The 18,839-nt window shown below is 40.0% G+C and carries 21 protein-coding genes and 1 pseudogene; 15 read left to right on the top strand and 7 right to left on the bottom strand.

All coding sequences use genetic code 11. The features are described from left to right. Positions 1–20 precede the first annotated feature (20 nt). Positions 21–320 (bottom strand): hypothetical protein, encoded by a 300-nt coding sequence (locus WKK05_RS41370; RefSeq protein WP_341532030.1) that lies wholly within the window; start codon positions 318–320, stop codon positions 21–23. A 316-nt stretch (positions 321–636) separates the two neighbouring features. Between WKK05_RS41370 and WKK05_RS41365 the strand changes: the two genes are divergently transcribed. From WKK05_RS41365 to WKK05_RS41350, 4 genes are all read left to right on the top strand, one after another. Beyond that, positions 637–4,218, top strand: a complete 3,582-nt coding sequence (locus tag WKK05_RS41365; RefSeq protein WP_341532029.1) for an NB-ARC domain-containing protein — start codon at positions 637–639, stop codon at positions 4,216–4,218. 260 nt (positions 4,219–4,478) lie between these two features. Then, complete coding sequence (locus WKK05_RS41360) at positions 4,479–4,985, top strand: hypothetical protein (RefSeq protein WP_341532028.1); 507 nt, start codon at positions 4,479–4,481, stop codon at positions 4,983–4,985. Positions 4,986–5,136: 151 nt separating this feature from the next. Continuing rightward, positions 5,137–6,240, top strand: a complete 1,104-nt coding sequence (locus WKK05_RS41355) for a DNA topoisomerase IB (RefSeq protein WP_341532027.1) — start codon at positions 5,137–5,139, stop codon at positions 6,238–6,240. 362 nt (positions 6,241–6,602) lie between these two features. Further along, on the top strand, positions 6,603–6,887 hold the full coding sequence (locus WKK05_RS41350; RefSeq protein WP_341532026.1) for a hypothetical protein: 285 nt from the start codon (positions 6,603–6,605) through the stop codon (positions 6,885–6,887). Between the two features lie 39 nt (positions 6,888–6,926). Here WKK05_RS41350 and WKK05_RS41345 read toward each other — a convergent pair whose 3' ends face one another. Continuing rightward, complete coding sequence (locus WKK05_RS41345) at positions 6,927–7,343, bottom strand: hypothetical protein (protein WP_341532025.1); 417 nt, start codon at positions 7,341–7,343, stop codon at positions 6,927–6,929. Next, entirely contained in the window at positions 7,340–7,453 is a 114-nt protein-coding gene (locus WKK05_RS41340; protein ID WP_341532024.1) for a PEP-CTERM sorting domain-containing protein, read from the bottom strand. Before WKK05_RS41340 ends, WKK05_RS41345 begins: the two co-directional genes overlap by 4 nt. Between WKK05_RS41340 and WKK05_RS41335 the strand changes: the two genes are divergently transcribed. Then, entirely contained in the window at positions 7,419–7,547 is a 129-nt protein-coding gene (locus tag WKK05_RS41335) for a hypothetical protein (protein WP_341532204.1), read from the top strand. The two genes, WKK05_RS41340 and WKK05_RS41335, sit on opposite strands and share 35 nt — an antisense overlap. An 81-nt stretch (positions 7,548–7,628) precedes the next feature. On the opposite strand, the gene WKK05_RS41330 is transcribed toward WKK05_RS41335, so the two are convergent. The 3 genes from WKK05_RS41330 to WKK05_RS41320 form a co-directional block, all read right to left on the bottom strand. Next, the gene (locus WKK05_RS41330; RefSeq protein WP_341532023.1) at positions 7,629–8,216 is read right to left on the bottom strand and encodes an exopolysaccharide biosynthesis protein; all 588 of its coding nucleotides are present in this window, start codon (positions 8,214–8,216) and stop codon (positions 7,629–7,631) included. A gap of 690 nt (positions 8,217–8,906) precedes the next feature. Beyond that, positions 8,907–9,269: a nitronate monooxygenase gene (locus WKK05_RS41325; RefSeq protein WP_341532022.1), complete on the bottom strand. Its 363-nt coding sequence runs from the start codon at positions 9,267–9,269 to the stop codon at positions 8,907–8,909. Between the two features lie 133 nt (positions 9,270–9,402). Beyond that, on the bottom strand, positions 9,403–10,176 hold the full coding sequence (locus WKK05_RS41320; RefSeq protein WP_341532021.1) for an SDR family NAD(P)-dependent oxidoreductase: 774 nt from the start codon (positions 10,174–10,176) through the stop codon (positions 9,403–9,405). A gap of 24 nt (positions 10,177–10,200) precedes the next feature. Here WKK05_RS41320 and WKK05_RS41315 point away from each other — a divergent pair, with 24 nt between their 5' ends. From WKK05_RS41315 to WKK05_RS41295, 5 genes are all read left to right on the top strand, one after another. After that, the gene (locus tag WKK05_RS41315) at positions 10,201–10,326 is read left to right on the top strand and encodes a hypothetical protein (protein WP_341532020.1); all 126 of its coding nucleotides are present in this window, start codon (positions 10,201–10,203) and stop codon (positions 10,324–10,326) included. Between the two features lie 233 nt (positions 10,327–10,559). Continuing rightward, complete coding sequence (locus WKK05_RS41310; RefSeq protein ID WP_341532019.1) at positions 10,560–11,294, top strand: DNA-binding response regulator; 735 nt, start codon at positions 10,560–10,562, stop codon at positions 11,292–11,294. Between the two features lie 295 nt (positions 11,295–11,589). Then, positions 11,590–11,805, top strand: coding sequence for a hypothetical protein (locus WKK05_RS41305; RefSeq protein WP_341532018.1), 216 nt, complete (start codon positions 11,590–11,592; stop codon positions 11,803–11,805). Positions 11,806–12,018: 213 nt separating this feature from the next. Next, a complete protein-coding gene (locus WKK05_RS41300; RefSeq protein ID WP_341532017.1) occupies positions 12,019–12,870 on the top strand; it encodes an Rpn family recombination-promoting nuclease/putative transposase in 852 nt (283 codons plus the stop codon). 242 nt (positions 12,871–13,112) lie between these two features. Continuing rightward, entirely contained in the window at positions 13,113–14,162 is a 1,050-nt protein-coding gene (locus tag WKK05_RS41295; RefSeq protein ID WP_341532016.1) for a J domain-containing protein, read from the top strand. Between the two features lie 230 nt (positions 14,163–14,392). Here the strand turns inward: WKK05_RS41295 and WKK05_RS41290 are convergent, their stop codons facing one another. After that, entirely contained in the window at positions 14,393–14,785 is a 393-nt protein-coding gene (locus tag WKK05_RS41290) for a hypothetical protein (protein WP_341532015.1), read from the bottom strand. A 167-nt stretch (positions 14,786–14,952) separates the two neighbouring features. Between WKK05_RS41290 and WKK05_RS41285 the strand changes: the two genes are divergently transcribed. From WKK05_RS41285 to WKK05_RS41265, 5 genes and pseudogenes are all read left to right on the top strand, one after another. Next, entirely contained in the window at positions 14,953–15,147 is a 195-nt protein-coding gene (locus tag WKK05_RS41285) for a hypothetical protein (RefSeq protein WP_341532014.1), read from the top strand. Further along, positions 15,134–15,289: pseudogene (locus tag WKK05_RS41280) on the top strand (IS701 family transposase); the annotation flags it as partial. The gene WKK05_RS41285 and the pseudogene WKK05_RS41280, both read left to right, overlap by 14 nt. A gap of 1,248 nt (positions 15,290–16,537) precedes the next feature. After that, complete coding sequence (locus WKK05_RS41275; RefSeq protein WP_341532013.1) at positions 16,538–17,182, top strand: AAA family ATPase; 645 nt, start codon at positions 16,538–16,540, stop codon at positions 17,180–17,182. After that, the gene (locus WKK05_RS41270) at positions 17,175–18,110 is read left to right on the top strand and encodes a ParB/RepB/Spo0J family partition protein (protein WP_341532012.1); all 936 of its coding nucleotides are present in this window, start codon (positions 17,175–17,177) and stop codon (positions 18,108–18,110) included. Before WKK05_RS41275 ends, WKK05_RS41270 begins: the two co-directional genes overlap by 8 nt. 121 nt (positions 18,111–18,231) lie before the next feature. Further along, positions 18,232–18,753, top strand: a complete 522-nt coding sequence (locus tag WKK05_RS41265; protein ID WP_341532011.1) for a hypothetical protein — start codon at positions 18,232–18,234, stop codon at positions 18,751–18,753. Positions 18,754–18,839 lie beyond the last annotated feature (86 nt).

Below are 18,839 nucleotides of genomic sequence, written 5' to 3'. Positions count from 1 at the left end.
ATGAATATAAGCTAAGGCACTTACTTCTGACGAATGTAGTTTTCAACTTGTTTTGGTGAGGCTTTCCCTATTACATAAGGAAACTCAATTTGACCATTGAGAAATAAAACTAATACTGGATCGTCAAACTGCAATACATCGATACAAGAAGAACTAGTGCGTGTCCATAATTCACAGTTACAACCCAATATTGAGCAACGAACTCGTACAAAACTATTTCCGTATAGAACAGCCGTATCTATTACAAAACCAGTTATTACATTATTTGATTGCTTAACATTAGCAGCAAAAAATTTACACTTATCAAGTAGCTTCTTCATTAACTATCCTTTTGAGTTTTTCAAAGTGAAATTTAGCTAACTCCCTATTTATGAACTATTCACATCTCTAATTTATTAATTTGATATTTACTACATTAATCGAGATTTTTACAACTGTCATTGCAGGAAATGTCTGGAATTGGAAAAATGAATTATCAGGTAAAAATACTAAACAAGAGTACTTTTCTAAGTACTACTTAAATGATGAATAGACTACCAATGCCGAAAAACCAACAGATTTTACAGTTTTTATAAATGTCTGGAATTGTCAGATTACTTCAGGTATGCTTACCAAAGCGGGATAAAGAACAAAAAAATGGACATAGAACCTAAGCTACTTCTGATAAATGCCACATTTTTCGCCCGTTTTGGTAGGTACCTTAGTGATGTCGAAACAGCAATTCTTATCGGTTCGCTTCAAAAGCAGACTTATGAAGAGATTGCACAAAGTTCTGGTTATTCTGAGAGTTATGTCAGGCGCGATGTTGGGCCAAAGCTTTGGAAGGTACTATCCTCAGCACTGGGAGAGAAAGTCAGCAAAAATAATTTGCAAGCAGCGTTAGAGCGGAGATTACAGTTACAGCAATGCACGGGAGAAAGTTATAGTGCCAAATCTTGGGCTGTAAAGTCAGAACTGAAAAACCAAGACTTATTTACATCGCATCAAGATTGGGGTGAAGCAATTGATGTTTCTTCTTTCTATGGTCGGCAAAGCGAACTTGCAACCCTTAAACAGTGGATAGTACAAGACCAATGTCAATTGATTGCACTTTTAGGTATGGGTGGAATTGGTAAAAGTGCTTGTAGCGTCAAGCTAGCCCAACTTGTTGAAACAAAGTTTGAGTTTATTATCTGGCGCAGCTTACGTAATGCACCTCCTTTGGAAACTCTCTTAATTGACTTACTAGCCTTTTTATCCAATCAGCAGGAAACAAAAGCAGATATAGGACGATTAATTCATTATTTACGTTGTACACGTTGTCTGATAATTTTAGACAATATGGAAACGATTTTAGATGCACAGCAGGCTGGGCAATATCGCTCAGGTTATGAGGGATATAATGAACTGTTGCATTTGCTCGGAGAGACTAAGCATCAAAGTTGTCTAATATTAACCAGTCGAGAAAAGCCTAGTGAAATAGCCTCTTTAGAAGGGGAAGGATTGGCAGTACGCTCTCTCAGATTAGAAGGTTCGCAGGAAGTTGCATTTGCTTTATTGCAGGCAAAGAGATTGCTGGGAGATAAAGTGCAAAAGCAGACACTGTGCGAGCGCTACGGTAACAGCCCTTTAGCTTTAAAGATAGTTGCCACCTCAATTCAAGAGTTATTTGATGGTGACATCAGTGAATTTCAAAAACAAGATACAGTTATTTTTAACGGGATTCGTCGCTTATTAGATCAACAGTTTGAGCGATCATCGCCGTTAGAGCAAACCATTATGTACTGGTTAGCAATTAACCGAGAGTGGACAACTATTGCTGAATTAGAAGAAGACATTGTTGGCGCTGTTTCCAAAAGAAGAATTTTGGAGAGCTTGGAGTATTTAAATGGGCGCTCGCTTTTAGAGAAAAAAGCTAGTAGCTACACCCAGCAACCTGTAGTCATGGAATATGTCACTGACCGACTGATTGAGCTGCTTGCGGATGAGTTGCTCACAAATAAGCTCTGTTTATTCCTCAGCTATGCTTTAACGAAGACAACAGTCAAAGATTACGTGCGTTCAAGTCAAGTTCGGCTGATTTTACAACCTATTGTTGAACTATTCACAAGAGTATTTAGCTCAACTTTATTACTCAAACAGCAAATCCAAGCAATAACAAAGTTGCTGCAAAAACCAGAAAACAGACAATTTGGCTATGGTGGTGGTAATCTGCTCAATCTTTGCCGTCATTTGCAGATTGAGCTAACGGGCTATGATTTCTCTGGTTTAACAATTTGGCACGCTTATCTTCAAGGAGTAGATTTACATCAAGTCAGCTTTGCTGGCTGTGATTTCGCTAAATCTACTTTTACTCAAGCCTTGAGCGGTGCTGTAACTGTTACATTTAGCCCTAATGGGGAAATTTTAGCAACTGGAGATGGAACCGGGGAGATTTACCTTTGGCAAGTTTTTGGCAGCAAAGGACTGACAGTAGAAATAGGTCAACCGCTTTTAACTCTAAAAGCACATAAGGCTTGGATTTGGTCAGTTACTTTTAGTCCTGATGGACAAACAATTGCTAGCGCCAGTGAAGACCGAACGCTTCGGCTCTGGAATGTCAAAACAGGTGAGAGCTTGGGCATTTTACATGGACATACCAGCATGGTATCGTCAGTTGCTTTTAGCCCTGATGGTCAAACACTTGCTAGTGGCAGTGCCGATTTAACAATTAGGTTATGGAACATAAATACAAGTCAATGTTTTCAAATTCTTTACGGACATAATCATCAAGTACGCTCAGTTGCCTTTAGCCCTGATGGGCAAACAATTGCTAGTGCTAGTGACGACCACACTCTCAGACTTTGGGAAGTAAAGACAGGTCAGGTTTTAAAAGTTTTGCAAGGACACACCAGTCAGGTATGGACAGTCGCATTCCATCCCAATGGGCAAATTCTCGCTAGTGGTAGCCATGATCAAACTGTTAAGCTCTGGGATGCTGACACGGGTCAATGCCTAAAAACTTTACAGGGACACAACAGCATGGTGTGGTCAGTTGCCTTCCATCCCAATGGGCAAACTCTTGCTAGTTGCAGTGGAGATCCAACTCTCAAACTATGGGATACTGACACGGGTCAATGCCTAAAAACTTTACAGGGACACAACAGCATGGTGTGGTCAGTTGCCTTCCACCCCAATGGGCAAACTCTTGCTAGTAGCAGTGAAGATCGAACCGTCAAACTATGGGACTTGCATAGTAACCAAGCTTTTAGAACTTTTCAAGGATATGGAAATCAAATTTGGTCGGTTGCTTTTAGTCCTGATGGGCAAACCCTTGCTAGTGGCAGTACTGATTCTTTAAGGCTCTGGGATACTGACACAGGTCAATGCTTAAAAACTTTACAAGGGCATACCAGTTGGGTTACAGCGGTTGCCTTCAGCCCTGATGGGCAAACCCTTGCTAGTTGCAGTTCCGATCAAACCGTTCGCATCTGGACTTTAGATACCAGCGAATGTCTAAAAACTTTACAAGGGCATAGCAGTTGGGTTACAGCGGTTGCCTTCAGCCCTGATGGACAAACCCTCGCTAGCTGCGGTTTTGACAAAACTATCAAGATATGGAGCGTAGATGACGGTAGATGTATCAGTACTTTGCAGGGACATACAAGTTGGGTATGGTCAACCGCTTTTAGTCCTAATGGGCAAACTCTCGCTAGTTGTGACTTTAATAACATTATTAGACTCTGGCATACTCATGATGGTAAGTGTCTAAAAATTTTGCAAGGGCATACTAACTGGATCTGGTCGGTAGCTTTCAGTCCTGATGGGCAAACTCTCGCTACTAGCAGTGCTGACCAAAGCGTTAAACTCTGGGATGTTAGCACAGGTCAATGTTTAAAAACTTTACAAGAGCATACCAATCAAGTTTTTCAAGTCAAGTTTAGTCCGGACAATCAAATGCTTGTCAGTTGCAGCACTGACCAAACAATCAAACTATGGAATGTTAACTCTGGTCAATGTTTTGCGACCTTAGAAGGACATACCAATCAGATCCGTTGTGTTGCTTTTAATGCTAATGGACAAATCGTTGCTAGTGGCAGTGCTGATAATACAATTAAGCTTTGGGATTGGAATAACCGTCAATGCTTAAAAACTCTTAAGGCTGATCTCCCCTATCAAAATATGAATATTACTAGTGTTACAGGTTTAACCCAAGCACAGAAAGTCACTTTGAAAGCTTTAGGAGCGATTGAGAAATAGGCTCGGCTTAGCTATGAAGACAGACAATTACTCCACTTGGGTAGACTGATTAAACCAGAATGCTCCCAGCAATTATGGCAGTATCTTTTGGATTTACTCGCGCGAGTATAGGTTACTGGAACTGGAACTAAGCCAGTTGTTGAGGCGGTAAGCGTTAGCCATGCCCTTATGCGATCGCAGATTTCTCAAAACGCAATGCACCGCACATTAAAGGTATCCTGAATCTCACCATACCGCTTGATGAATCTTCGGCATGGATTTTGGGTCAATATTTAGAGCAACTGGGACTATCTACCGAATCGCGGCGACCTGTGGAAGGCGGGAAACGGGTTAGGTATTATCGGCTCAGTACTGAGGATGTTGTGTTTGCTCAACAGGTATTGGAATACCGCCAAAGGCAGCGGGAAGAGAGGGAAACCAAGCGGCAGGAGGAGCAGGAACGGAATGCGGCACATCAGGCTAGAATGCAGGCTATGTATGGTATTAATCTCCCGTCCACACCCCCTAATAATGAAGATGGAAGTAATAATTGGGGGGGTGTGGACGGACAGCCAAATCTCAGTAAACAGTGGTGGGATAGGGTAAAATGCTATGCTCGACTGGCGATTGAACGGGTAGAACATGGCATAAATTCGATGAAAGAACTACTCAGTACATTAACAAGTGATGAACGGTGGGGCGTGATGCTGGAGTTCGAGGAGATTAACCCAGAGAAATTTAGTCAGTTGGTGACAGATGCCCCACAGTGGACTGAATGGATGGATTAATTTCTCCCTATATTCCTTATTTTCAGTCTACTGAAGCTGAAATTATATCTAGGAAGTATACGTAACTCTACTTTTCTACAGATTCCCACTTAATGGGGATTAGCTACAGTTGCAGGTAATAAACAGTTTTCTCTTGTGTGTTTTTCCACTTATGCAGCTGAAGCTTCAAAAGAAAATAATTAAAGAAGTTGAAGCCGCCCTTGCAGTTGAGCCGCTTGAATCAGCGAAACTGATAGGGTTGCATTATGTTAGTGATACAACTCCAGGAATTAAGCGACAGCGAATGGGTGAAGAATTCTGCTATTTTGACATTCATGGTCAAAAAGTTGATGAGCAAGCGGAATTAGACAGAATTAAGGCTTTAATTATCCCACCTGCTTGGAATGATGTTTGGATTTGCCCACATCCACAGGGACATTTACAAGCTACAGGACGAGACGCCAAAGGACGCAAACAGTACCGCTATCATACTCATTGGCACAAAGTACGCAGTCAAACTAAGTTTACGCGCATGATTGCTTTTGGACAAGCACTACCTAAGCTCCGCCAACGCGTACAACAAGATTTAGCATTACCAGGATTACCAAAAGAAAAAGTCTTAGCAACAATAGTGAAGCTTTTAGAAATTACCAAAATTCGCGTGGGTAACGAAGAATATGCCCAAACAAATAAATCTTTTGGTCTGACAACAATGAGAGATCGCCATGTTGATATCTCTGGTTGTAAATTAAAATTTAAATTTCGGGGCAAGAGTGGAGTAGAACATGAAATTGATTTGAGCGAGCGGCGTTTAGCAAAAATTGTCAAAAAATGTCAGGAGCTTCCAGGACAAGAACTATTTCAGTATCAGGGCAGTGAAGGTAGCCATCAACCTATTAACTCTAGCGATGTGAATGGATATTTGAGTGAAATTACAGAATTAGATTTCACTGCTAAAGATTTTCGGACTTGGTTTGGTACAGTCTTAGCAGTGCAGGAGTTATATAATTTAGGGAAGTTTAAATCACAAACAGAAGCCAAAAAGAATATTACTCAAGCAATTAAGAACGTAGCTGATGAGCTAGGAAATCGTCCGGCAACTTGTCGAAAATATTATATACACCCTGGGGTACTTGATGCATACATAGATGGTTCTCTTTTAGCAATTATGGAACAAGAACTTCAACGAAAACCATCTACGTCATTAACAGAATTACATTTAGAGGAAAGAGTATTAATTAGAATTTTAGAACAGTACTTATTAGCAGAACTTTAAGATTTTAATAAGAATAAAGGCGTCAATTTCCAGTATTTACCAATTGGATGGGAGTGTAATTGATGAAGTAAAATACTATGCTCGACTGGGGATTGAACGGGTATAACACGGCATAGATTCGGTGAAAGAATTACTCAGCAAGCTCGCGAGTGATGAACGGTGGAGCGTGATGCTTGAGTTCGAGTCGGTAAATCCAGAAAAATTTGCTCAGTTGATTGCATCTGCTCCCGATTGGGTGGAGTGGATGAGGTGAGTTGGCTAGGCAAGGACTTTGAGGGTGCGTTCGTCTGTGATCTTGCTGTTCTCATCCCCAACCTGCATATATAATTTTAAACAGTTGTAAAAAATAACGTAATCAACCGATGTTGAGAATTGGCTCTGTAATTGGTTCTGTTGCAGGTTCTTTGAGTGGTGCAATTGTCGGTTCTGCTATTGGTTGTGTTGTTGGTATTGGCAGTGGTTCACCAACAGTTGCATTACTAATGCCTTTGGGTGCTTCTGTTGTTGGGTCAGTCATCGGCTCACTGACTGGTTCACTAGTCGGGTCATACTTTGATAACTTCTGGTTTGAAGAGTTATCACGTTATTATGGCTATATTTATCTGAACAATAGGCAACCGATGAAATCTGCTGCTCCCGCCGATTAGAAAGTTTTGTAGAAGCAGCTAATTTCTGAGATATCTATTCTAGATAAGAACTTTACACCCTTTTTGCTTGCGAGTAGTAAAAGGTGCTTTACAAGTGTGCCATTCGATGCAAGATTCTGTACTCTGGCTCAAACCCAAGTTTTTGAAGTAATTCATGCCAGTGTTCAATCGGCAAGCTTCCTCCAGAAGCAAACTGGAATGAAGCTGCTGGGGGCTGGAAGGGCTTGACGTTGAAAAGGAATCTGGGGCAAGAATTTGCTGGTCGGTTCTACCAAAAGTTTGTTTCATCATGCGGTGATGCTGTTGGGGTTGCTGATAGTGAGCCAATATGGAATGGATATCTAGGACAGTGGCAAGTCTTGGTTGACTTTGGGGACAGGTGCAAGTCTGTGGTGTGCGATTGGTTGATGGCAGTGTAGAACCGATAAAGCTTTGGTAAAGAGTTGAATAATTCACGCTTCAGATTTCGTCTTAGCAGATTTTTTAGAGACAGCAATTGCACCAACTCCAAACAATAGACTTAGTAGGGAAGTGGGTTCAGGTACGTTCTCGTTGCCATTGCTCAAGCCAAGAAATGGGCAATATATTAAAGAATTACTCAGTACCCTAACGATTGATGAGCGTTGCGGCGTGATGCTGGAGTTTGGAGACTGTCGTTAACTCGCTCGCAATTCATCTCAACGCCTAAGAGTCGGATAGGCATGAGGCAACATGGCTGTTCTTGCTAAAAATTGTGTTCTTTTACAGGATTAACAATAGAAGTGCTGGACTAATGCCAGCAACTATACCACTAATTGCAATTATTAGCCCGTCTTTTTCAATCAAGCCAAGACAGATCAAAACGATGATGATTGCTGGAAGCATATTACCAAAAGGGATTGGCAGGGCAATGATCAAGCCAAGTAATAACAAAATCACGCCAACACACCGTTCAGCTTCCGGGCTGGTAAACAACGACCATCGGGGTTCAAAAAAGCATTCCAGCTTTTCTAGAAAGGGTATGACCCCAGAAATAATTTGCTGAGAGTATTCTTGTTTGAAGGGCTGATCTAGTACCCAGTCAGGCAGCCAGGGCTTCTGGAATCCGAGTACTAACTGACCTGAAACCAGCATTAAGGGCATGGCAACGAGGGCAGAAATTCCCGCAATTGGCAGAGGTAAAGCTTCAGGCAAAGCGCAGATCAGCAGCGTTGAAGCAAACGCCCGATCCTCCATCTCGTTAAACAAATCCCGTAAGCGTACCTCATCACCTTGATACTTTTCCAGAAATCGTTGCAACACTTCAGACATTCGCAGAGCGTTGTCAGAAGTTTCAGGGTTTTGAACCAAGAGTATTTGTGTATTCAATTTATCTCACCATGATACAAACTTTGGTTTTGATTGTAACAATCTCAAATACAGGGTTATTTCATTCCTAAGATTGACCTTTAATTATTTGAGGGTGAAATATATAATAACGACCAGAGATGACTACCCTGGAGAATTAAAGTTACTGCCCATATTAAAATACTTATACCAACAGCCGCAGCAGAAATATCTTTAATCATATAGTTGATGCTAGGCGTCTAGTAAGCGATACAGACACTTTAAAACTTTGAAAAAGTCTCAACTGAGTTTAGATGACCAACTGTTAATTGAAAATTTTGATACTGCATTCCAGTTGTGATTTTTCCCCAGAAGCGAGCCGATGACTGAGAACTTCCTTAGACAGTCCACTTAGTGCTTGCACCAAGAGCAATATTTGATAGCAGCTTCTTAGCAAAGCGAACACTGCCACTTGGACAGTAATCCGGTTCTTTAAATCCCGTGTTGCTCTATAGGTGCGTTCGAGTGATGGCGCAGCGATGGCTTACAGCGGACGCTTTGGAAAAGATAGATACCACACACCCAAGAAAGTGGTGGTCAACCTAATCAACTATAAAATAAGTAGCGGAAAATTTGAATTTTTGAGGAACTAGGGGTAAGTTATGTCAGCAAAAAGTGAGGTCACAATCAAGTTCAGTGGTTCGCTACCAATAGCTACACCTCTTCAGAATAAAAAAGTTGAAATTTCACTGGTTCGGGAACAGTCCCTGCGTCAAGCTCGTTATGCCACATTGTTAACAGTTCGGACATGGGGGAATGCTGCTCAGAGGCAAGCTCATACGCTTCAACTGCTGGTGCAAACAAATTAACTCCAAAGGGTTGGTCTGTCAGTTCTCGGATTTGCCTAATAGAGGAGCGAAGTTTGGCTGGTGCGGTGGCTGCACCGCCGTAGGAACCAAGACCTCCTGCATTAGAAACCGCTGCAACCAACTCAGGTGTGGAAGCCCCGGCCATCGGAGCCTGAATTATTGGGTGTCTGATCTTGAGTAAATCTATCAGTTCTGTCTTAGGCCACATGAGTATCTCCCATCTCCCAGACTTGCTAATACAAGCAAGATATATGTCTTTAAGTGTATGACCAATGAACTCACTCGCTATCAAGGCGTAAAGTAGTTCAGCACTAATCAATTAATCAGGGATTCCAAGCTCATTAGCATGGCTCAGTCATGAGGGGAGCTTCTCTTATCAGGCGATAATTGACTCCACCGTAAACATTGATTGCTTGCCCATGAATAGCACGCGATTGGTGTGAAGCCAAAAATAATGCCACATCTGCAACTTCTTCAGGTTCTATAAAGTAGGTGTCATTAACGCAGTTGCCGTCTGCTTCTTTTAATTCCTTACCCATGTCGGTTTTCACCCCAGCGAGACATAGTGCATTCACCCTGACTCGATAGTGCTTTGCTTCATCAGCTAATGCTTCCATAAAACCAATTACTGCAAATTTACTAGCACAATATGCAGCATTATATGCATAGCCATGTTTGCCTGAATCAGAACCTATCAATATAATGTTCCCTTCCTGTCGAGAGTAAAACGTCGGTAGTACCGCTTTGGATGTCAGAAACACACCAAGTAAATTGACATCAAGTATTGCTTGAAATTCAGCACGCGGCAAGTCAGCAACAAAATAACGGCGTTGAATACCTGCATTTGCTACCAAAATATCAATTTTGCCGAAGCTAATAAGTGTTTGCTCTACCATATCAGCAACAGACTGTTCTTGAGTTACATCAGTTATCAAAGCAATTGCTTTTCCACCAATCGCTTTAATTGCATCAGCAGTCAGGCTGGCTAATTCCTCAGACTTATCAGCTATAACAATATGTGCCCCCTCAACAGCGAAGGCAAGCGCAATTGCCCGACCAATGCCTTTCCCTGCACCTGTAACTATTACAACCTTATTTTCAAGTTGCTTTGACACTAAATAAATTCCTTCTAAAATCTCTTGTCTATTACCTTACCCTGGTCTGTTCTCAGTTATATGATGCTTGGTAATTTTACTCTTGGTGGCGACGGCGACAAGTTAAAGCTCAGCGAAGCCACAGGGTTAGATATTGTGCTGCGATGGTAATTGAACGAGTAGAATATAGGACAAATTCGGTTAAAAAAATGGGTAAAGTCGAGCTAACAGGGTGTTGGAAAAATAGCTTTGTAGCAAACTATACAGTAACAACTATTTGAAATTTTGTCCGACTTTTCAAACAGTCTCTTATCAAACTATAATAATTGTCCAGAAATTAAATTAATAAAAGTAAGCTTTGCTTTAATATTTCTGCATAGGTTGTTTGTAGAAAGTAGTAATTTATGACAGCGACACAACAAGAAATTATGGATTTACGGGCATTAAATTTAACCCCAAAACAAATAGCCCGAAAACTAGGTATCAAAGTATCAGAAGTCAATGCAGCCATTCAAAATCAAGCACAGCAAACCACATTAGATAGATTGGTAAAAGGAGAATTAGATCCGGTATATCAGTGTCTAGCAAGCGAGAATCTCATCCAATTGTTACCGAAAATTCCACCAGGAAACAGTATCAAAAATCTGCTAACAAAAATCCTACCTGTTAAAAAAAATGACGATATTGAGCGCGGTTTAGGATTGGTAATTATTGCCAGAGAGACTCGATACAATCAAATTAAGCTTTGTAGTTACCTTTTAGATATATGGTGCTTAGGTGTCAAAGATACCATACCACCACGTACAGTAGACAAAATAAAATTTAAAGAATTTACACAAGCTCTATTCAATCCATTTCCTGGAAAACCGCAAGTGGTTCCCCTCGAAGTTGCTCAAGGGATGATATTTAGTGCTTGCGAATATGCAGAAAGCTTAGGGTTTAAACCACACAAAGACTTTTCTAAATCGCGTTCGCACATCGGGCAATGGGATGGGAAAATACGTATTGAATGTGGCCGTGACGGGAAACCATTTTATATCAATGGCCCCCACGATAACCCAAAAAAGATTATGGAAACATTGAAGAAAAGTAGAGGTGAAGGTAATTTTGATTTTATGATTGGTGAGCGCCCTTATTAAAGATAATTTTTGGTAAATTGACTTGCTTGAAGCATAGACTGATAAACTATCACTTGTCAGCGTGTCTATCACGAACGATACAATTTGACCTGCTCTAACTGTTACCACCCGATCACAAGTTAAATTAATTTTGAAAATAGCGCGAAGAATTTTGATAAATGTTTCAACCAGATCAAAACAGCCCGCTCAAGCCTTCTATTTGTGAGCTAGAAGCAACTACAGCACTTCCGGCAGCTATGAGGTACATCCTAAAAGCTGAAAGCGATGATAGGAGAGGGGCAAGGAGAAAACTATATTGCATAATAGCCGGAAGCGCTGTAAGGAATGGTTGTGTTTAGATTCGACTACCTATATTACAGAATGTCTCGAAGCTTGTACTAGTACCGAGATGCTTGCTGATTTACGACAAATTTTCCCCCGGCAGACATTAAAAGTCGCAAGTATTCAGGTATGTGAATTACAAAGAAGGCGAATTAGAAAATGGTTAGCACAACTTAATGGAGACATTTAAATCTCTAATCGAGATTTTTGAATGGGTAAATTAAATCTCTACGTTCCATCCCTAGCTCTATTACAAGCTTATCTATGGTACTAAATTCTAAGAGGGGAGAAAACTAATTCTTGCCTCATAGAGCTTGCAGATATTGTTGTGGGACAATTAATTTAGTGATTGATTGCATATAATCATCAGGGGTGACTGAAATCAAAATAGAAACAAAAGGCTATGATTGACCACGACCGCCTTTTCAAAGAATTACTATCCACATTTTTTGTTGAGTTTCTGGATTTATTTCTGCCTCAAGTAGCCAACCAAATAGACCGGGGTTCTATTCAATTTTTACCCCAGGAAGTGTTTACTGATGTTACTTCCGGGGAAAAGAAGGAAATTGATTTACTAGCACAAGTACGTTATCAGCAGCAAGAGACTTATTTTTTAATTCATATTGAAAATCAGTCTTATACTCAGTCAGAATTTGCCAAGCGGATGTTTAACTACTTTGCAAGGCTATACGAAAAATATGATTTACCGATTTACCCAGTGGTAATTTTTTCGTTTGATGAACCACTTCGCGCCCAATTAACGAATCATTGCGTAAAGTTTGCTGATTTCAATGTACTTGATTTTAATTTTAAGGCGATTCAGTTAAATCAATTGAGTTGGCGAGATTATTTAACACAACAAAACCCGATAGCTGCGGCTTTGATGTCTAAAATGAAGATTTCTGCATCAGAACGTCCACAAGTGAAAGCTGAGTGTTTGCGATTGTTAATTACTTTAAAATTAGATCCAGCGCGGATGCAACTGATTTCTGGGTTCGTTGATACGTATTTGCGACTCTCTGTCACAGAAGAACAAGCCTTTCAAACGGTTGTCGATACAATGGGGTTAACACAGCGGGAAGAAGTTATGGAGATTGTTACTAGTTGGGAACAAAAAGGCGCTCAACGAGCATTGGAACAGGTAGCAGTGAATTTACTGCGCGAGGGTATGGCGACTGAAGCAATTGTGCGAGTCACAGGATTAACAGTAGAGCAAGTGCAGCAGTTACAGGCACAGCTGTCCCAAGAAAATTAGTTCAGTATATTTCAGTGTTACTTTACACCAAAAAATTCTCTTTTGTGTTTTCAAGAGTAATATCGCTCGAAAGCCGCCGATTCGTCTACTTACTTATGGTGTACGCTTAGATGCTTTGATTCAAAAAACTATAAAAAGCTTAGTATTAGGCTGCGGTGTATGATCATTGAGGTATCTTTTTTCGCATTAGCCTAAGTACTGCAATAGTTATATTTTAAACTTTAAACTTACATACGTGTTTCATGCCTCGAAAAACTACAGTTCCATCGCAATCAATTAAAGTAACTCCGCTGGCTCTGTCTCAATTACATATCCGCTTAGAGTTTCTGGAAAAAGAACACCAATCCCTGCTTAAGCAGATCAAGAGAAAGCGCACGGAACTGAAGAACTTTGTCGAACAGATGCGTTCTTTTGGCACGGAATTTCTCACAAAAGCTACTCCCAATTTCCAAAAGATGGCTGAGTTAGACCAGGAAATCCATACTCTGTTTGAGGAAATTTTTACTACTAGAAAGTTCGGTAAACAAACCCTTAAGAATATAGAAGCAGTTTATCGTAACCTACAGATAACAGGAGTTATAAGTGTCAAAGCCAATAGTAAACACGTAGATACAGAGTTAGACGAACCGTTTGAAAATGAAGATACCAATACAGATTTTTCAAACGAAACTAGTGAAGAACAGCATCAATATTGGCAATCGCAACAGCCTGTAGAATCTCCCTCTGTAGCCAGAACAGATGACCAAAGAAAAATTCGTCAAACATTTCTGAAATTAGCTGAAATCTTTCACCCTGATAAAGTCACAGACAGTGAAACACAGAAGTATCACACAGAAATTATGAAAGAAATCAATAAAGCTTATCAAGAAGGCGACTTGGCAAAACTTCTTGAAATTGAACGAAGTCAACAAGCTGGGGAAGTTATTGACAATAATAGCGAGGATGATTTAACCCGTAGATGCCGAACTCTAGAACAACAAAATCAAATTCTTCTGGCTCAATACGAAAACTTGAAACAGGAACTGCGTTTGACAAAAAATACTCCAGAAGGAACGATGGTTTGCGATTCTCGAAAAGCTGCTAAAAAAGGCATTGACGCTATGGCTGCGATCGTAGAAACAATGGAATCTGAAATTAACGTTGTTTCTGGGATTCGGGATTTTGTTAAGGATTTTAGAGAACAGAAAATCACCATTAAAGAATTTCTCGCTGGCCCAGCACCTCTGCACTCCTTAGACGAAGAAATTATAGAAGATATTCTGGAGCAGATGTTGTCAGAATTAATGAGATAGTAATTGATTTTTATAGTAAATAAGAGTTAGTAATGAATTTAACCAAAATCCTACAGTGAAAATTGGCAGTCTAGATTTAAATCCATTCGATAGTGAGTTGTTCTAAGCCGTCCGTGTTCATACAACAAGCTGGTTATAACAAGCATTTTAGTGAGTTAAACGCTGTAGACGCTGATAATGAGTATGTAATTAAAAATACTAATTTATTTACATAACAGTCATTTGCACCTTCAATCAAAAGCAGCTTCATCAGGTAATGCTTCAAGTTGTAAGCCTACAGCATTTAAATAACTTTGGTCGTTCATAACTTGTGCTGGTAATTTCTTTGCATTTACAGCCGCTCTTACCAAATCTTTTGCAATAATATTTCTGCTTAAAGTTTTAAGCACTAATGTTCCTCCGCTCGGAATACCCTGTTGTAAGAGACCTCCCTGATAAGCATAAGAAACAAGCTCCGGGGCTTTTAGGAAACTAATAACAGTAGAGTTAGTAGATGAACTGTTAAAATTGACAGCTATTGGTTTTTCGTTGATAACAGCATCTGTTTGGGCGTTACCAACACCTGGCATCAGGCTAATACAACTAACAATCAGAAGAGAATCTATTAAAGGAATATATTTCATAAAGCTAGCTTCAGGTCGAGTAAAATTATCAGTTTTAGAACTTTAAGAATTAAAAGGGGAGAATTAGGGGAGAATCAAACAAGAAACGCCCTCAAGTATTTAGCGCTCTTTCATCACTCTGGGGAAAGTATAATAACAAACAAATAGCTGAGTTCTAGAGTTGATCGATGATAGCGCCCAGAAAAGCAGTCAGAACTGTCCACTTCGTGGATGATTACTGTGCGGTATATGAAGACATCTTTCCAGAAGTAAGAAGTTTTGAAAGTTTCAAATATCTTCATGTAGGAATGATGTCTCAAATCAAGAGAAAGTCCCTGCCAGGAATAGCTAAAGTTGTAGGATTAAACACAGAAAGTTGGTAACACTTATGGATTACGTAATTGGATTGAATATGGCTTGAAACAAGCTAAAAATGAATTAGGTTGGGCTGATTTCCGCTTCACTAATTATGATCAGATTCAAAGATGGTGGGAAATTGTATGTTGCGTATATTTAATGGTAAGCTGGCACGCGATTGAAAGGGAACTAGCCAATAAAGCTCAAACAGAAAATAAAAATATTCCACCATTATCCCAGAAAGAGCCTGATGTTTATAGTCGGCATGAGTGGTGGAATTTTACTCTGGGATGGAAGTCTACTTTAAATAATTTGTACTTGATTATTCAACCGTATGTATTTTTTAATTTACTCAAGCCTTGGTTAGATGTTTTTCATATTCCTCTTTTAAAAAGCGGATTTATTTCTCTACAAAACCTGATGAATCAGTTTCAGGGTTACATGACATTCAACTCTGGATAAATGTGAGGAAAACTATTTTTATCTAACCAGAGTGATGAAAGAGCGTTAGATAGATATTCGACTTTTGCAAAGTTAGACAAAGTTTAAACTTCACATCCATATATTCAATGCAAGTAGTAGCTTGATTAGCAAGCAAAAGCGCTCATACTCTAACGAGAGAGCTATGAGCGCTGTGAATCAGAAAAACCCACTATTATGAGGATTATCTATCAACTAGATAGACCGAAGTAAATATTAAGATAACAACCATTAAGTAAATAGACTGTTAGGGAAGTTACTAATATTTTGTAACTAATATTGCTTCGACAAAGCAATAACATAGATGAATACATAGCCGACTACCCAATTCTTATCTGGAAAATGGGTTAGCTAAGGCTTAAGGAGATTAAAACTGAAATTGCTGTGACGGGTTCAAGCGCTGAAAAGTTCTATGCTTGAGTTAGTCTTCAAAGCCGATGATGCAATCGATGTGGCTGACTCTGAGCCAGTACATAGCAGATGCTTGAGCCAATAGCTCCTTGCCGTTAAATTTGAGGGGGAATATGAGTCTGTGGTTTATGATTGGCTGGAGGCAATGTAGTTTAACCAGTTATCAATCATTATCAGTACTCTACTGTTACATACTACACAGTAGCAATCCAAAAACGAGATGTTAGTGAGCAATGCCTACAACAGGCTACGCCTACGAAAACTTACTCATACTTTTGAATTTAGCCAAAACAATCGTATAAGATGTTTAGCTCTTTAAAACGATATGGGAATTCTTATCTCCTTTTAACTCACTTATAAATTTTTCATAAGAACTGAGATAAAAATAAACTTTAGAAGTTTTTGAGTAAAACTTGATATTTAATAAGTAAGCCTAAGATTTAGCCCTCGCTCTTTTAATTGAAAAGGAGCCAGGACAAGCTAAAAATTTTCATCAGCTATACTTTTGTAATTTAGACACTACTCATGTCAATCATTGCAGTTATAAATCAAAAAGGAGGAGCAGGTAAGTCAACAATTTCTGTGCATCTTGCACGATGGTTACAAAAACAAGGTGAATCTGTACTGGTTGTAGATGCTGATGCCCAATGCTCATCTTCTAAATGGCTGGCACGATTAGAACAGGTCATTCCTTGCCAAGTCCTTCAAGCACCTGATGCACTATTGGATGAGTTACCTAAGCTAGTTGAGTCTTATACATGGGTCGTTGCTGATGGACCGGCAGCTCTATCTGAAACTACCAGGGCATTAGTTTTAACTGCTGATTTAGCGATTATTCCGTGTCAACCTGCGGGCATAGACCTTGAAAGCGCTTCTGACACTGTACATTTAATTCAACAAGCACAGCGAATTCGACGGGGAGAACCTAAAGCCGTAATGTTTGTTAATCGTGCCGTAAAAGGAACAAAGTTAAAAGATGAAGCAGTCGAGGTACTTCAGCTCATGCCTAATGTCACAGTTTTAGAGAATGTACTTCATCAACGACAGATTATTGCTGACTGCTACGGACAAAATGCTACTATCTTTGATTTATCTGGATCGACTGCCGGAATTGCTAGGCGTGAGCTTGAGCAATTATTTAAGGAATTTTTAGAGGTTTTGAATGACTAAATCAAGACAATCACTTACTCAAGGGCTTTCTGCTTCCATTGCCCAAAAATTTATTACCGATCCTAAAAGTGTTGAATCTTCTCAAACATTATCTATTCAACAAATTCAACTTCCTGCCAAGCAACCTCGCCGTTATTTTGATCAAGAAAAACAAGCCCAGTTAGTTAAATCAATTAGAGAACATGGAATTTTAGAACCTTTGCTGGTTCGCCCATTAGCAAACGGTAATTACGAGTTAGTAGCTGGTGAAAGGCGCTATCGAGCAGCGCAGTCAATTGGACTGAGTGATCTTCCTGTGGTTTCTAAGGAATTAGATGACCAACAAGCTCTCCAAGTTGCGCTTCTAGAAAACTTACAACGAGAGGATCTTAATCCAGTTGAAGAAACTGAGGCTATTCTTGATCTCTTGTCGCTCACGCTAAAAATTAGTACTGATGAAGTTAGTTCTATATTGAATCGTGCAAACCATGCCAAAAATCGTCATCAAGAGTTGGAGGAAAACGTTTTCCTCCAACTTCAAGCCCTCGAATCGATTTTATCGGGACTAGGGAAATTTTCAGCCGAATCCTTTCGTACTAGTCGTTTACCATTGTTAAATCTCCCGCCTGAAATCTTGAAAGTGCTGCGTGAAGGGAAAATAGAGTTTACGAAGGCAAGAGCGATCGCACAAGTTAAAAATGAAGATCAGCGTCAAGCCTTGCTTAAGCTAGCGTTATCCAAAAACTTGAGTTTCAGGGAAATTAAGCAAAAAATTAAAGAACTCAATGTCAGAGAAGAAATACCATCTAGCACAAGCTATGTTCAAAGATATTCCCAAATTGGAAAACAACTTAAAAAAACATCTGTTTGGAATGATGCAAGTAAACGAGCAAAGTTAGATAAGCTACTCTCTCAATTGGAAGAGTTAGTAGGGAAAGTTGATGAATAGTACTGGATATGAACTTGATAGGACAAGGCTATTCCTGGCTCAGGAGAAAGTGTTATACAAGGGAATTGGTGTGTAGAATACGGGAGTTCACCAGTCAAGCTAAATTCAAGTAAAGGTGTTGATGAAATCTACCCAGCGTCCATCTAAACCACAACAACCAAAGTCTAGCAACCAAATTCCTGAGTTTGACCCTACCCCGGCTGATGACAAGTTACTGGGAGAACTCCCGGCTGAGCAGCAGCCCGGTCATGCCCCTGTTGATGAAAAACCCTCAGAGCCGCCAAAAGTTGAGCAGCAGGTGACTGGTAAGCGCAACAAGAAAAAAATAGATTCACCACCAGCAACCAAATCTTATATACCCTTTCAAGACCGCCCCGAAGAACCAGAATTACCGCCAGAACCCTGTCAGCACATACAGTTTATGGACTGTAATTCGGAGGTGGGACGCGTGATATTCGAGTGCTATCACTGCAAACAGGGGATAATCAGCGAGTACAGTGGACAGCCTGTAATGGGCGAGTACAAAGGGCGACCTTCAGTGATTCTGGCAAAAGTGAAATGTCCCAACTGTCAGCAAACAGCGCTTAGATTGCAAGCCAAGGAGGTAATTTCGACAACAGCTATATCTTCACCTTGGGCATAAAAGTAAAATATGCATCGACTGCCCTTTTTAATTCGTTAATATGCAAAGATTTTAAATATTGCTTGTGGGGTACAAAGGGGGGCTAT

Origin of the sequence: Nostoc sp. UHCC 0302, assembly GCF_038096175.1 — a bacterium.
Classification (GTDB): Bacteria; Cyanobacteriota; Cyanobacteriia; order Cyanobacteriales; family Nostocaceae; genus UHCC-0302.
This window is presented reverse-complemented; position numbering and strand designations above follow the sequence as displayed.

What these genes read in the sequence shown, in the direction of transcription:
- WKK05_RS41300 (WP_341532017.1), top strand. Translation starts at nt 12,019, where the DNA reads ATGATTGACCACGACCGCCTTTTCAAAGAATTACTATCCACATTTTTT.
- WKK05_RS41350 (WP_341532026.1), top strand. Translation starts at nt 6,603, where the DNA reads ATGTTGAGAATTGGCTCTGTAATTGGTTCTGTTGCAGGTTCTTTGAGT.
- WKK05_RS41310 (WP_341532019.1), top strand. Translation starts at nt 10,560, where the DNA reads ATGACAGCGACACAACAAGAAATTATGGATTTACGGGCATTAAATTTA.
- WKK05_RS41265 (WP_341532011.1), top strand. Translation starts at nt 18,232, where the DNA reads ATGAAATCTACCCAGCGTCCATCTAAACCACAACAACCAAAGTCTAGC.
- WKK05_RS41290 (WP_341532015.1), bottom strand. Translation starts at nt 14,785, where the DNA reads ATGAAATATATTCCTTTAATAGATTCTCTTCTGATTGTTAGTTGTATT.
- WKK05_RS41365 (WP_341532029.1), top strand. Translation starts at nt 637, where the DNA reads ATGGACATAGAACCTAAGCTACTTCTGATAAATGCCACATTTTTCGCC.
- WKK05_RS41370 (WP_341532030.1), bottom strand. Translation starts at nt 320, where the DNA reads ATGAAGAAGCTACTTGATAAGTGTAAATTTTTTGCTGCTAATGTTAAG.
- WKK05_RS41270 (WP_341532012.1), top strand. Translation starts at nt 17,175, where the DNA reads ATGACTAAATCAAGACAATCACTTACTCAAGGGCTTTCTGCTTCCATT.
- WKK05_RS41325 (WP_341532022.1), bottom strand. Translation starts at nt 9,269, where the DNA reads ATGTGGCCTAAGACAGAACTGATAGATTTACTCAAGATCAGACACCCA.
- WKK05_RS41295 (WP_341532016.1), top strand. Translation starts at nt 13,113, where the DNA reads ATGCCTCGAAAAACTACAGTTCCATCGCAATCAATTAAAGTAACTCCG.
- WKK05_RS41275 (WP_341532013.1), top strand. Translation starts at nt 16,538, where the DNA reads ATGTCAATCATTGCAGTTATAAATCAAAAAGGAGGAGCAGGTAAGTCA.
- WKK05_RS41355 (WP_341532027.1), top strand. Translation starts at nt 5,137, where the DNA reads ATGCAGCTGAAGCTTCAAAAGAAAATAATTAAAGAAGTTGAAGCCGCC.
- WKK05_RS41285 (WP_341532014.1), top strand. Translation starts at nt 14,953, where the DNA reads ATGATAGCGCCCAGAAAAGCAGTCAGAACTGTCCACTTCGTGGATGAT.